Genomic DNA, 13846 nt, shown 5'->3' with positions numbered 1-13846 from the left:
AGCGTGATATCGCTTCGAAACCTACTCTAGATCTCCTTGGGGAAGCGGCTGATTCCGCGCCAAGCTAAACGGTAGATGAGCTCGGCTGCGGCATCGATGTCCAGGCTGCCGTCCGTCTCCAGCCAGTAGCGCGCGCTGATCTGCGCCATCCCCGCAAGACCGCGGCCCAGCAGGGTGGCCTCCACCATCGACAACTGCGTGTCATCCGCGATCACGCCTGCGATCGCGCCGGCGAAGTGGGCGTTGAACGCCTCGAGCCGGCTGCTGACATCGGGCTCGCTGCTGATGTCCGACTCGAACACGAGACGGTGCGCCCGGCTGTCCTGCGCGATGAACTGGAAGTAGGCGCGCATGGTCGCATGGACGCGCAGCTTGTTGTCGTCGGTCGAGCGGAGCGCGTCGACGAGCAGCTGCGTCAGTTCGGCGAGATGGCTGTCGAGCAACGCGAGGTAGAGATCCCGCTTGCCGGGAAAGTGCTGGTACAGCACGGGCTTGCTGACCTTCGCCGCCACGGCTATGTCGTCCATGGCCGCCCCGTGGTAGCCGTTGCCCACGAAGACCTCCTGGGCTGCCGCCAGGAGCTGGCGCCGGCGCTCGTCCCGCGGCAGGCGCACGGCTTTTCCTGCGGCGGTCGGTTCAGCACTCACGTAGGGCGATCCTCGGTTCAACGGTCAGGGACGTCCGTCCAGTTTACCCACCGGTAGCCGCAGCACGGCGCGGCCGCTGCACCCGGCGTCGGGCCTCCTCCCGTGCTCCTGCGCTCGCTGGCAGGTCCGACGTCCGGCGGAATACCCTTGGGTATGACCGCCGTCCCGTCCTCGCCGCAGGCCCCCGCTTCCGTGGAGCCGCCGCCGTCCGGCGGGCCTGCCGGCCTGCCGCCCCTCGTCGCGGCGACCGGCGCCCTGACGCAGGACGAGACGCTGCGCTACTCACGGCACCTCATCATCCCCGGCTTCGGTACGGATGCGCAGCTGCGCCTGAAGAACGCCCGGGTCCTCGTGATCGGAGCCGGCGGGCTCGGCTCCCCGGCACTGCTGTACCTGGCCGCCGCGGGAGTCGGGACGCTCGGGATCGTGGACGACGACGACGTCGAACTCTCGAACCTGCAGCGCCAGGTCATCCACGGCATGCCGGACCTGGGGCGGTCCAAGGCGGCCTCCGCACGGGACAGCATCATCGAGCTGAATCCGCTGGTGGAGGTGGTGCTGCACGAGGAGCGGCTGGACCGCTCGAACGCGCTGTCCCTCTTCGCCGGGTACGACCTCATCGTCGACGGCACGGACAACTTCGCCACGCGCTACCTCGTCAACGACGCGGCGGCGATCCTCGGCAAACCCTACGTGTGGGGTTCCATCCTGCGCTTCGACGGGCAGGTGAGCGTCTTCTGGCAGGACCAGGGACCCACCTACCGCGACCTGTACCCGGAGGCACCCCCGCCCGGTTCCGTGCCGTCCTGCGCCGAGGGGGGCGTACTCGGCGTGCTGTGCGCGCAGATCGGTTCGGTGATGGTGAACGAGGCGATCAAGCTCATCACCGGGGTGGGTACCACGCTCCTCGGCAGGGTGCTGGTCTTCAACGCGCTGGACATGAGCTGGCGGGAGCTGCGCGTGCGGCCGGATCCGACGGCTCCCCGGGTCACGGAGCTCGTCGACTACGAGCAGTTCTGCGGTCTGCCGGGCCCGACGGCCGCCGGCGACGCCTCCCAGGAGGAGCCGGTCCCGACCGTCTCCGTGGACGAGCTCGCGGAACTCCTCGCCGCACGGTCCGCCGGGAACGCCGACTTCGACCTGCTGGATGTCCGCAACCCGGAGGAGCACGCGATCGTGAACATCGACGGGGCGGTGCTGGTCCCGAAGAACCTGATCCTCGACGGCGATGCGACCGTCGACGGCAGCCGGACGGTCTACGTGCACTGCAAGTCGGGGGTGCGCTCCGCGGATGTGGTCCGGTTCCTCCGCGCGGAGGGCCATCCGGATGCGCGGTCGGTGGACGGCGGCATCATCGAATGGGTTCGGCGGATCGAACCGGGGAAGATGACCTACTGAGCGCTCGGCCCCGACCGGGATGCCGTGCGCCGGGATTCAGTGCGCCGGGATGGAGTGCGCCGGGACGCAGTGCGGCTAGGCGCTCTGCGCGGGCCTCTCGTGGTCCACGGGGCACGCGGCGCCCTCGGCGTGCGTGTGCTGTGGCCGGGTGAGGCGCGCGACGGCGTCCGGGGACTCTGCGGCATGCGGATCGCGCTCGGCGGTGGGGGCCTTCTCGACGGCGGGAGCCACGTCGATCCCGTAGAGGGCTTCGAGTGCTGCCGTGTACTCGTCCTGGCGTCCCTCGGCCGCGAGTTCGCGGGCGCGGACGGTCGGTACGTGCAGGAGCTGGCGGACCATGCGCCGCAGGGCGAACTCGACCTCCTCGGCGGCCGCCGTGCAGCCGTGCTGTGCCCTCACGCGCTCCATCTCGGAGTCGAGGACCGCCTGCGTGTGCTGCCGGAGGGCCACGATGGCCGCGTTCATGGCCCGCGTGGTCTGCTGCTCCTCGAAGGTGCGGGCAGCGGCGCGCACCAGGTCGCCGGCCTGGGCGAGGGCATCGGCCTGCTCCTCCGGGGCCGCGGCACGGACGGATTCGAGGGTGATGAGCTCGACGCCGTCGAGCGTTCCCACGGCGGGATCGAAGTCATGGCTCAGCGCGAGGTCGATGATCACGAGCGGGCGGTTGCTGCCGTCGCGGACGCGTTCGATGTCGGCCGCGTCGATCCGGGCGTCGCTCCCGCTGCAGCCGATGACGACGTCGGCCCGGCGCATGGCACCGGGCAGGTCGGCGGCGGCCACGGCCGTCCCGCCGCGCGTCGCGACGAAGGCCTCGGCCCGTCCCGAGGAGGAGAAGACGGAGATGTCGGTGCAGCCCTTGTCCTTGAGGGCGGCCATGGTGGCACCCGCGTAGGCTCCCGTACCGAACAGGACCACGGCCTTGCGCGACCAGTCGGCATCCTCGGACAGGTCGCCGGCGAGTTCCAGGGCCACGGACACGATGGACCGGCCGCGGCTGCCGAGGGCCGTCTGCGCACCGACGTCCTTCGCGGTCTTCGAGGCGGCCTGGAAGAGGCGCACGAGTCCGCCGCTGGCGGCTCCGGAGCCCTGCGCCTCGATCAGCGCGCGGCGCACCTGCCCGGCGATCTCGCGTTCGCCGATCACGGCCGAGTCGAGTCCGGCGCCGACGGCGAAGAGGTGTTCGGCGACGTCCTGGCCGGTGTGCGTCTCGAAGGAGGAGGACACGGACTGCTCGGGGATGCCGGAGTACTCGCTGATGGTCGACACGATCGCGGAGCGGGCGGCCTCCACGTCGTCCTCGGAGGGGGCCTCGGCATAGATCTCGAAGCGGTTGCACGTCGCGAGGACGACGGCGCCCGAGAGCGCCCTGTCATCGGAGAGCACGGCGGAAGGGACCTGGGGGGCGCCGACGCTGAGTCGGGCGACGGTTTCCAGGTCCACGTTCGAGTGTGTCGCGACAAGTGAAAGAAGTACCACAGCCCTCCGATCATACCGAGAACGAACCTTTCCCACTGAATAGGCCATCCTTACCGGAGCTTGCTTTCCGCGGATTCCTGCGGGATCCTGCCCCCCGGAGCCGGGGGTGATGTTGGCCACGTGGAGCATCGGCCGTGCCGCCCCGGTTAACCATCCGCCGCGATCTTCGGCAGAATCGGCGGTATGGACCTTGGAGCATCGCACCCGCTGGTCGACGGACGCACGTCCGGCTCGGCTCTCATCTCCGCCTACCGGGGCCGGACCCCGCACCGGCGGCCCGTGTGGTTCATGCGGCAGGCGGGACGGTCCCTGCCCGAGTATCGCGCCCTGCGCGAGGGCACCGACATGCTCGAATCCTGCCTGGACCCGGAGATGGCGTCCGAGATCACGCTCCAGCCCGTGCGCCGGCACGACGTCGATGCCGCCATCTTCTTCTCGGACATCGTGATCCCGCTCAAGCTCGCCGGAGTGGACGTCGACATCGTCCCCGGCGTGGGTCCGGTCCTCGGGGCCCCGATACGCTCCGCGGCCGACGTCGCCGCACTGCCCACCCTCACGGACGAGGCGCTCGAGCCCATCCGCGCGGCTGTCGCGCTGACCGTCGCCCAGCTCGGCTCCACGCCGCTGATCGGCTTCGCCGGTGCGCCGTTCACGCTGGCCGCCTACATGGTCGAGGGCCGTCCGTCGCGCGACCATCTCGGTCCGCGCACCATGATGCATGCCGACCCCGAGACGTGGCGGGCCCTGACCGACTGGGCGGCGGACGCCTCGGGGATGTTCCTCCGCGCACAACTCGAGGCGGGCGCCAGTGCGGCCCAGCTGTTCGACTCCTGGGCGGGGTCCCTCGGCCTCGCGGACTACCGCCGCCACGTGGCGCCTGCCTCACGCCGTGCGCTCGACCACGTGCGCGGACTCGGGGCACCGCTGGTCCACTTCGGCACGGGCACCTCCGAACTGCTCGTCGCCATGCACGAGGTGGGCGTGGACGTCATCGGCGTCGACTACCGCCTTCCCCTCGACGAGGCGAACCGCCGACTCGGCGGGACGGTGCCGCTGCAGGGCAACATCGATCCGGCACTGCTCCCTGCGCCGTGGCCCGTGCTGGAACAGCACGTCCGCGACGTCATCGCCGCCGGCGCATCCGCGCCGGGCCACGTGGTGAACCTCGGGCACGGCGTCCCGCCGGAGACGGACCCGGATGTCCTGACGCGCGTCGTCGACCTCATCCACTCCGTGGAGCCGTAGCGATGGCGAGGGGGGCAGGCAGGGACACGACACCGGAGACGCCGGTGGAGACCGTCCAGGCCGGGCCGGTCCCACGGCGGACGGTCGTGGTCGTCGGCGGCGGGATGGCGGGACTCGTCGCAGCGCGGACACTGCTCGGGCGCGGATTCCGCGTCACCGTCCTCGAGCGGTCCGACCGGTTCGGCGGCACCGTGGACGGGCGTGTCCTCGGCGGCTTCCGGCTCGACAGCGGTGCGGAGTCCTTCTCGACGCGCTCCGCCACCGTGCCGGCCCTGGCCGACGAACTGGGGCTCGGCGACCGGATCGTTTCCCCCGATGCCACGGGAGCCTGGGTGCAGCTCCCGGGCAAGGACCTGCGCGCCTCCGCGCAGCCCCTGCCCAACTCCGGGATCCTCGGCATACCCGCGGATCCGTCCGATCCCGCGATCACCGCCGTGATCGGCCGCAGCGGCGCCCTCCGCGCGGCCCTCGACAGGGTCCTGCCGGTCGGATCCCTCGCAACGCGCCCGAAGGTCAGCCTCGGCGAGCTCGTCCGGGCACGGATGGGCGAGGAGGTGCTCACGCGGCTCGTGGCGCCCGTGGCGGGAGGCGTCTTCTCCGCCGATCCCGACGACCTCGACGTCGATTCCGTGGCGCCGGGCCTCCGCGCGACGATGGGCCGCCTGGGGTCCCTCGGGGCGGCAGCGGGAGCGCTCCGCGCGGCGGCGCCCGCGGGGTCCGCCGTGGCCGGTCTCGCCGGTGGCATCGCCCAGCTCCGCGATGCCCTGGTCCGGCAGCTCGAGGCGGACGGCGCCGACCTCCGCACGGGGGAGCAGGTGACCCGCGTCGCTCGTTCCGCCTCCGGCTGGACGGTCACGACGGAGCACTCGATCCTGACACGGCGCATCCAGGCCGACGGCGTGGTGGTCGCGACGGAAGGCCGCGCCGCCGTCGACCTCCTGGCGCCGGTGATCCCCGACCTGGCCACCGAGCGGCCCGACGCGGTGCCCGGCGTCGCCCTGGTCACCCTGATCGTCGATGTCCCCGAACTCGATGCCCGCCCCCGCGGCACCGGGGTCCTGGTCGCCCGCGGCGTCGAGGGCGTCGCCGCGAAGGCACTGACCCATGCGACCGCGAAGTGGGCCTGGCTGCGGGATCAGGCCGGTCCCGGCTCGCATGTCCTCCGGCTGTCCTTCGGGCGTGTCGGTGACACCCCTGCCGACGTCGGGCTCGGCACGCCCGACGACGTCCTCTACCGCCACGCGCTCGCGGACGCCTCGGCCCTCCTCGGCGTGTCCATCGACGAGGCCGATGTGCTCGACTGGGACGTGGTGCGCTGGACGGGCGCCCTGCCGCACGCCTCCGTGGGGCACCGGGAGCGGGTGGCGCGCATCCGCTCGCTCGTCGCGGACCGCTCGGCGTCCCTCGCCGTGACCGGCGGATGGCTTGCCGGGACGGGCCTCGTGGCGGTCATCGACGACGCCAGAGCGCGGGCCGGCCAGCTCGCCGACGTGCTCGCCGATTCCTCCGCTGCGGGCGATCCTGCCGCCCGGATGTGACCTTGATCTCTTCTACCTTTTGTAGAAGAAAAGGATTTCGGTTCGTCTCCGGGCAAGGGGCAGACTAGTACCATGACTGAGCCAACCGGTAGCAACGCCCACGCTCCCCAGCACACCGGAGAGGGCGCCGACGCCCCCGGTGAGCTGTTCTACACCCTCTGGACCGTCTTCAAGCGGGGAACCGCGACGACGGATTCCGGGGCCCACACGCTCGAGGAAGTCATCGCCTCCTTCGAACCCGACGGCGTGGTGCTGCGCGGTTTCTACGACGTGTCGGCCATGCGGGCGGACGCCGACGTCATGGTCTGGCTCCACGGTCCCCGACCGGAAGACCTGCAGGCGGCCGTGCGCAGGCTTCGCCGCACCGAGACGTTCGCCGAGACCACCATGGTGTGGTCGGCCATGGGCGTCCACCGCGACGCGGAGTTCTCGAAGTCCCACAGCCCTGCGTTCTCCCGCGGGGTGGCCCCTGCGGAGTGGGTCTGCGTGTACCCGTTCGTCCGATCCTACGAGTGGTACATCCTGCCGACGGAGGAGCGCCGCGAGATGCTGACGGACCATGGCATGAAGGGCCGGAAGTACCCCCAGGTGATCTCGAACACCGTGTCATCCTTCGCCCTCAACGACTACGAATGGATCCTGGCACTCGAGGCTCCCGACCTCGTGGACCTCGTGGACCTCATGCGGTACCTCCGGGAGACCGAGGCGCGCCGCCACGTCCGCGAGGAAGTGCCGTTCTACACCGGCCGGCGGATCAACCACGACGAGATTGCAGAGGTGCTCCAGTGACGACACAGGCATTCGATCCCCTGGAGGGAGTCGACGAGAACGGCCGGATGGCCCCGAAGGCGTACGACGCCGTCGTGCTCGCCTCCTTCGGCGGGCCCGAGGGGCAGGACGACGTCATCCCCTTCCTGCGCAACGTGACCCGCGGACGCGGCATCCCCGACGAGCGGCTCGAAGAGGTCTCGCACCACTACCGCGCGTTCGGCGGGGTCAGCCCCATCAACAGCCAGAACCGCGCGCTCCGCGCCGCCATGGAAGCCGAACTGCGCCGTCGCGGTATCGATCTTCCCGTCTACTGGGGCAACCGCAACTGGGAGCCCTTCATCGCGGACACCCTCCAGGAGGCGTACGACGCCGGCCACCGGAAGGTGCTCGCCGTCACCACGAGCGCCTACTCGTGCTACTCGAGCTGCCGGCAGTACCGCGAGGACCTCGGCATGGCGCTCGTGAAGACCGGGCTCGAGGGCCGGCTCGAGGTGGACAAGGTGCGGCAGTACTTCGACCACCCGGGATTCGTGGAGCCCTTCGTCGAGGGAGTGACGGAAGGCCTGGCCACGGTCCGCGCCGGGCTCGCCGAGCAGGGGGACCCGGACGCTCCCGTCCACGTCATGTTCTCCACGCACTCGATCCCCACGGGTGACGCCGAGGCCGCCGGCCCACGCAACGCAGAGGGCGGCCCCGCCTACGAGGAGGGCGCCTACGTGGCGCAGCACCTCGCGACCGCGCAGGCGGTGCTGGACCGGATCCCGGAGGCCGCCGGCGTCGAGTGGTCGCTGGTCTACCAGTCCCGTTCCGGCGCGCCGCACATCCCCTGGCTCGAGCCCGACATCAGCGATGCGCTCCGCGACCGCTACGAGGCCGGGACCCGCGGCGTCGTCATCGTCCCGCTGGGGTTCGTCTCGGACCACATGGAGGTCGCGTGGGACCTCGACACCGAGGCGATGGAGACCTGCGGCGAGCTCGGTATCGTGGCCGACCGCGTGCCGACCCCGGGTACCCACCGGAAGTTCGTGGAGGGCCTGATCGACCTCATCCTCGAGCGCACCATCGAGAACAACATCACCGATCGGCCGTCGGCGACGGCGCTCGGTCCCTGGTACGACGTCTGCCGGCCGAACTGCTGCGCGAACCGCCGCGGGGAGAAGCCGACCATCGCGGCCGCCGACTCCACCGTGGGGACCCCGCTGCCCAACCCCGGTACGGAATGAGCACAGGCATCCGGGTCGGCACGCGGGGCAGCGCCCTCGCGATGACGCAGACGACGACGGTCGCCGAGCGCGTATCGGACCTCGCGGCGCTGCCGTACGAACTCGTGCGCGTCCGGACCGAGGGGGACGTCCTCAAGGGGTCGCTGTCGCAGATCGGCGGCACCGGGGTCTTCGTCGCCGCCCTCCGTGACGCCCTGCTCGAGGAGCGGTGCGACATCGCCGTGCATTCGCTGAAGGACCTCCCCACGCTGCCGGCGCCCGGGCTCACCGTGGCGTCGGTCCCCGAGCGCGAGGACGTCCGGGACGCCCTGTGCGCACGGGACGGCCTGACACTGGCCACGCTGCCCGACGGCGCCCGGGTGGGCACGGGATCCCCGCGGCGTGCCGCGCAGCTCCGGTCCGCGCGACCGGGGCTCGAGGTCGTCGACATCCGCGGGAACGTGGACACGCGGCTCGGACGCGTCGCCGGACTCGTCATCGGCGCACCCGGAGACCTCGACGCCGTCGTCCTCGCCGCGGCGGGGCTCCGGCGCCTGGGACGCGACGACGCCATCACGGAGCTGATCGACACCGACGTCATGCTGCCCGCCCCCGGACAGGGTGCCCTCGCCGTCGAGTGCCGCGAGAGCGAGGCCGCTCCAGGGGTGCGCGAAGCACTGGCAGCCTACGACCACCTGCCCACGCGGCTCGCCGTCACGGCCGAGCGCGCGGTCCTGCTGCAGCTCGAGGCGGGATGCGCGGCCCCGATCGGTGCGCTCGCACACCTGCGGGGCGACGAACTCGCCCTCGAGGCCGTGGTCTGCAGCCTGGACGGGCGGTCGATCCTCCGGCTGACACGCTCGGCCCCCGCAGCGGACGCCGTGGCCGCCGCGCAGCTGGGACTCGACCTCGCCGAGGACCTGCTGGCAGCCGGCGCCGCGGACATCGCTCCGCTGAACAGCTAGGGCCTCGTGGGACACGATCGCACGGCGCGTCCGGTGATCATCCTGCGGCACCCGGCACGGGCCGTCCACATCGCCGAGGCCCTCCGTGCCGTCGGGCTGTCGCCCTTCGCCCTGCCGCTCACGGATGCCGAACTGCCGGCCCATACGGGTGCCGTCGCCGACGAGCTCGAGGCCCTAGGCCGCGGCGCGTACCGATGGGTCGTGGTGACCAGCGGCAACACGGTCCAGGCACTGTCGATGCTCGCGCGGTCACGCGGGGTGACGCTCGCCGCGCTGGTGGACGACGGCGGAGCCAGTGTCGCCGCCGTCGGATCGGCCACCGCGCGGCTGCTGGCCGACGCCGGCGTCGCCGTGGACCTGGTGCCGCAGGATGCGTCCTCGGGCGGCCTGCTCGGCGCTTTTCCGCGCGGGAACGGCGCGGTCCTCCTGCCCCAGGCCGACCTCGCCCCCGACGACCTCTCGACCGGGCTCGCCGCCCGGGGCTGGTCCGTCCGCCGGGTCGAGGCCTATCGCACCGTGCCCTATCCGGCCGATCCGGCGCGTCGGATCCCCGGCATCGAGGAACGCGGGCAGCTCCCACCGTTGCTGTCCACCGGCGAGGTCGCGGCGTTCGCGCCCGGCGGTGTCCAGCCCGCCGTCGTCTTCACCGCACCGAGCACGGTGCGGCAATTCCGTGAAAGGCTGGGCGAGGGGCCCCTCGCGTTCTTCCCCGTCGCCATCGGGCGGACGACGGCCGCGGCCCTGCGCCAGCAGGGCTGGGGACCGGGAGCGACAGCAGCCGACCCGACCCCGCAGGGAATAGCCCGGGCCGTCGAGCACGCCATCTCGCGAGGCGGACCGACGATCCTGCACCCGCACCACTGAACGGAGATCAGCCATGAGTTTCCCCCAGCACCGGCCACGGAGGCTGCGCTCGACACCGGCCATGCGGCGCATGGTGGCGGAGTACCGCGTCCACCCCTCCGAGCTGATCCTGCCGGCCTTCATCCGGGAGGGCCTCGGCGAGCCGTCGCCCATCCTGTCGATGCCCGGCGTCGTGCAGCACACCACCGACTCACTGAAGCGTGCGGCAGCCGAGGCGGTCGAGCGCGGCGTCGGCGGCATCATGCTGTTCGGCATCCCCGAGCACCGGGACGCGACCGGCAGCGCCGGGATCGACCCCGACGGCGTCCTCAACCGTGCCATCGCCGATGTCCGCGCCGAGGTCGGCGACTCGCTGGTCGTGATGAGCGATGTCTGCCTCGACGAGTTCACCGACCACGGCCACTGCGGCGTCCTCGCCGACGACGGCTCCGTGGACAACGACGCCACGCTGGAGCTCTACGCCCGGATGGCCGTCGAGCAGGCACGGGCCGGCGCGCACGTCCTCGGCCCCTCGGGCATGATGGACGGCCAGGTCGCGGTCATCCGCCAGGCGCTGGACGAGGCCGGGCACCAGGACACCGTGGTGCTCGCGTACGCGGCCAAGTACGCCTCAGCGTTCTACGGCCCCTTCCGCGAAGCCGTCGACTCCCAGCTCACGGGCGACCGCCGGACCTACCAGATGGACGCGGCCAACCGGCGCGAGGCGATCCTCGAGGTCGAGCTCGACATCGAGGAGGGCGCGGACATGGTGATGGTCAAGCCCGCCATGAGCTACCTCGACATCCTCGCCGATGTCGCTGCCATGTCACCCGTCCCCGTCGCGGCGTACCAGATCTCGGGGGAGTACGCGATGATCGAGGCGGCCGCGGCGAACGGCTGGATCGACCGGCGCCGTGCCATCGAGGAGTCCGTCCTCGGGATCAAGCGCGCCGGTGCGCAGATGATCCTCACCTACTGGGCCTCGGAGCTCGCGCTCTGGCTCCACGAGACCGACCACTAGAACCCGAACTCCAGCTAAGGGACCGCCATGACGACTTCCGAGAACCTCTACGAACGCGCCCGCGCCCTCATGCCCGGCGGCGTCAACTCGCCGGTGCGTGCCTTCGGCTCGGTCGGCGGGACCCCGCGCTTCCTGGTCGATGCGCACGGCGCCTACGTGACCGATGCGGACGGCAAGGAGTACGTCGACCTCGTCTGCTCGTGGGGACCGGCGCTGCTCGGCCACTCCCACCCCGACGTGATCGCCGCCGTGCACCGCGCCGTCGACCACGGGCTCACCTTCGGCGCCTCGACGCCCGCCGAGGCCGACCTGGCGCAGCTCGTGAAGGAGCGCGTGCCGGCCGTCGAACTCCTGCGCATGGTGTCCACCGGCACCGAGGCGACCATGACGGCGGTACGCCTGGCCCGTGGCTTCACGTCGCGCAACCTGATCGTCAAGTTCGCCGGGTGCTACCACGGACACGTGGACAGCCTCCTCGCGTCCGCGGGATCCGGCGTGGCGACCCTGGCGTTGCCCGGGTCGGCCGGCGTCACGGAGGCCACGACCGCGGAGACGCTCGTGCTCCCGTACAACGACGTCGAAGCGGTCGAGGAGGCGTTCCGCACGCACGGCGAGCGCATCGCCGCAGTGATCACGGAGGCCGCCCCCGCGAACATGGGCGTCGTGACGCCCGCGCCCGGCTTCAACGCCTTCCTGAGCCGCATCACCGCCGAACACGGCGCGCTGTTCATCGTCGACGAGGTCATGACGGGCTTCCGCACGCACCCGGGCGGGTACTGGAAGCTCACGGGCGGAGCCGACGACGCCGAGCATCCCTGGACGCCCGACCTCCTGACGTTCGGCAAGGTGATCGGCGGCGGGATCCCCGCGGCCGCCCTCGGCGGACGCGCGGACGTCATGAACTACCTCGCGCCCATCGGGCCCGTCTACCAGGCGGGTACGCTCTCGGGCAATCCGATCGCCATGGCCGCCGGAGTCGCCACCCTCACCGCGGCGACCGACGACGTCTACCGCCACGTCGACGCACGCTCGCTCGAGGTCGGTGACGCCCTCTCCTCCGAGCTCTCCAGAGCCGGCGTGGACCACTCGATCCAGCGGGCGGGGAACCTGTTCAGCGTGGCCTTCGGCACCGCCGAGCACGGGGTGTCGAACTACGCCGACGCGCAGGGCCAGGAAGCCTTCCGCTACGGCCCGTTCTTCCACTCCATGCTCGATTCGGGTGTGTACCTCCCGCCGTCGGTGTACGAGGCGTGGTTCCTCTCGGCGGCACACGACGACGCCGCGATGGACCGCATCCACGCCGCACTCCCCGCCGCGGCGAAGGCAGCAGCGGCAGCGGTCCCGACCGACTAGGCCGATGCAGCCGGCCGCCGTCGCAGATCAGGCGACGGCGGTCATCGCCTGCCGGGGTCCGGACGGCGCCAGGATTCCCGAGGGGTCCGCGGGCGGCCCGCCCCCGACGGTGTCCTCCACGACCGGCCCCATGACCGGCCCCATGACCGGTTCGATGACCGGCCACGCACGCTCGATCACGGCGTCGGGTTCCGTCCGGCGGAGGTACTCCTCGAAGTCGGCCGCCTGCCGGTCCGCCCACACGACCAGCGAGGCGTGCAGGTCCGCGGCCGGCTTCCTGAGGAATGCGTGGTGCTCGGCGAGGACCTGCCCCACCTGCAGGGTCGCGAGGACGTCGGCGGCGGAGGTGTGGGCGTTCTCGAACCGGATGCCGTAGTGCTCGCACAATGCCGTCAGCGTGCGCTTGCCTCGCCGGTAGCGGTCCGCCTGCTTGTCCATGATGAACGGATCGATCACGGGCGTGGGACGGGGCGTCGGGACGCCGTGGCGGCGTCCCTCCTGGGCGAGCACCGTGAAGTCGTAGCGGGCGTTGTAGGCGAGCACGGGCACTCCGGCGGCGAAGAGCCGGGCGAGGACCGCCGAGATGCCCCGCACCACCTCGACGGCGGCGAGGCCGTGGGCCCGTGCGTGCGACGTCGTGATGCCGTGGACGGCAGCGGCGCCGTCGGGGATCTCGACGCCGGGGTCCGCCAGCCACTCGTGGTGCTCGAGCACGGCGCCGTCGCCGTCCAGGAGGATCACCGTCGCGGTGACGATACGCGCGGAGAGGGGGTCCCGCCCGGTCGTCTCGAGGTCGAAGGCGGCCCTCGGGCCTTCATGCCAGCTCGTCATGGGCACCACCGTACTGGCGGGGTCCGACCAAATGGCGGTGCCGCTCCGACGTGCCCTGCCGGACTAGGGTGGGCCCATGCACCCAGGAGCGGCCCACGGCACGGAGGACACGCGGCAGGACGCCGTCGTCCCAGGCCGTGCGTCTCCTGCGCGTGCCGATCCGGATGCCTACGTGGACGCCGTGCTGGCCGTCACCGACATGATTCCCGCGGGCCGGGTGCTCACCTACGGCGATATCGCCGAGCTGCTGGAATGCGGTGGCCCCCGCCAGGTCGGCAGGGCCCTCTCCCGCAGTACGCGCGACGTCCCGTGGTGGCGCGTCCTGCGATCCGGCGGCCACCCGCCGCGCGGGCTGGCCGTGCGCGCCCGCGCCCACTACGACGACGAGGGGACCGCCCTGACCCTGCCGCCCGGGCCCGCCGACCCGGAGGAGTACCGCGTGGATCTGCGACGCGCCCGCTGGTGGCCGTCGGAGATCGAGCAGGCCGTCGTGGCCGGACTCGGCGCGTCCCTGCGGCGCGCCGGACAGTAGCGGGGGACACCCGTTGCGGTCCTG

At 71.9% G+C, this 13846-nt stretch carries 13 protein-coding genes; 10 read left to right on the top strand and 3 right to left on the bottom strand.

Annotation, left to right across the window (positions count from 1 at the left end; all coding sequences use genetic code 11):
- Positions 1 to 26 precede the first annotated feature (26 nt).
- On the bottom strand, positions 27 to 647 hold the full coding sequence (locus ACIQCY_RS03460; RefSeq protein ID WP_400482499.1) for a TetR/AcrR family transcriptional regulator: 621 nt from the start codon (positions 645 to 647) through the stop codon (positions 27 to 29).
- Between the two features lie 153 nt (positions 648 to 800).
- Here ACIQCY_RS03460 and moeB point away from each other — a divergent pair, with 153 nt between their 5' ends.
- Entirely contained in the window at positions 801 to 2045 is a 1245-nt protein-coding gene (moeB, locus tag ACIQCY_RS03455; protein WP_400482498.1) for a molybdopterin-synthase adenylyltransferase MoeB, read from the top strand.
- 75 nt (positions 2046 to 2120) lie between these two features.
- Here moeB and ACIQCY_RS03450 read toward each other — a convergent pair whose 3' ends face one another.
- Positions 2121 to 3521, bottom strand: coding sequence for a glutamyl-tRNA reductase (locus ACIQCY_RS03450; RefSeq protein ID WP_400482497.1), 1401 nt, complete (start codon positions 3519 to 3521; stop codon positions 2121 to 2123).
- 183 nt (positions 3522 to 3704) lie between these two features.
- Between ACIQCY_RS03450 and hemE the strand changes: the two genes are divergently transcribed.
- The 8 genes from hemE to hemL all read left to right on the top strand — a co-directional run bounded on the left by hemE (position 3705) and on the right by hemL (position 12459).
- On the top strand, positions 3705 to 4766 hold the full coding sequence (hemE, locus tag ACIQCY_RS03445) for a uroporphyrinogen decarboxylase (RefSeq protein ID WP_400482496.1): 1062 nt from the start codon (positions 3705 to 3707) through the stop codon (positions 4764 to 4766).
- A 2-nt stretch (positions 4767 to 4768) separates the two neighbouring features.
- The gene (hemG, locus tag ACIQCY_RS03440) at positions 4769 to 6304 is read left to right on the top strand and encodes a protoporphyrinogen oxidase (RefSeq protein ID WP_400482495.1); all 1536 of its coding nucleotides are present in this window, start codon (positions 4769 to 4771) and stop codon (positions 6302 to 6304) included.
- Between the two features lie 72 nt (positions 6305 to 6376).
- On the top strand, positions 6377 to 7093 hold the full coding sequence (hemQ, locus tag ACIQCY_RS03435; protein WP_400482494.1) for a hydrogen peroxide-dependent heme synthase: 717 nt from the start codon (positions 6377 to 6379) through the stop codon (positions 7091 to 7093).
- Between the two features lie 47 nt (positions 7094 to 7140).
- Positions 7141 to 8298 carry a ferrochelatase gene (locus ACIQCY_RS03430; protein WP_400482784.1) on the top strand — a complete coding sequence of 386 codons (1158 nt, stop codon included), beginning with the start codon at positions 7141 to 7143 and terminating at the stop codon, positions 8296 to 8298.
- Positions 8295 to 9242 (top strand): hydroxymethylbilane synthase, encoded by a 948-nt coding sequence (gene hemC, locus ACIQCY_RS03425; RefSeq protein WP_400482493.1) that lies wholly within the window; start codon positions 8295 to 8297, stop codon positions 9240 to 9242. Before ACIQCY_RS03430 ends, hemC begins: the two co-directional genes overlap by 4 nt.
- Before the next feature lie 6 nt (positions 9243 to 9248).
- Positions 9249 to 10106, top strand: a complete 858-nt coding sequence (locus ACIQCY_RS03420; RefSeq protein ID WP_400482492.1) for a uroporphyrinogen-III synthase — start codon at positions 9249 to 9251, stop codon at positions 10104 to 10106.
- Positions 10107 to 10119: 13 nt separating this feature from the next.
- A complete protein-coding gene (gene hemB / locus ACIQCY_RS03415; protein ID WP_400482491.1) occupies positions 10120 to 11106 on the top strand; it encodes a porphobilinogen synthase in 987 nt (328 codons plus the stop codon).
- A gap of 27 nt (positions 11107 to 11133) precedes the next feature.
- The gene (gene hemL, locus ACIQCY_RS03410; RefSeq protein WP_400482490.1) at positions 11134 to 12459 is read left to right on the top strand and encodes a glutamate-1-semialdehyde 2,1-aminomutase; all 1326 of its coding nucleotides are present in this window, start codon (positions 11134 to 11136) and stop codon (positions 12457 to 12459) included.
- 27 nt (positions 12460 to 12486) lie between these two features.
- Here hemL and ACIQCY_RS03405 read toward each other — a convergent pair whose 3' ends face one another.
- Complete coding sequence (locus tag ACIQCY_RS03405; protein WP_400482489.1) at positions 12487 to 13290, bottom strand: 3'-5' exonuclease; 804 nt, start codon at positions 13288 to 13290, stop codon at positions 12487 to 12489.
- Between the two features lie 76 nt (positions 13291 to 13366).
- On the opposite strand from ACIQCY_RS03405, the gene ACIQCY_RS03400 reads away from it, so the two are divergent.
- The gene (locus ACIQCY_RS03400; RefSeq protein ID WP_400482488.1) at positions 13367 to 13822 is read left to right on the top strand and encodes an MGMT family protein; all 456 of its coding nucleotides are present in this window, start codon (positions 13367 to 13369) and stop codon (positions 13820 to 13822) included.
- Positions 13823 to 13846 lie beyond the last annotated feature (24 nt).

This window comes from Arthrobacter sp. NPDC092385 (assembly GCF_044755105.1).
GTDB lineage: Bacteria > Actinomycetota > Actinomycetes > Actinomycetales > Micrococcaceae > Arthrobacter_D.
The sequence above is the reverse complement of the archived record's forward strand: the minus strand, read 5'-3'. Positions and strand labels throughout refer to the sequence as shown.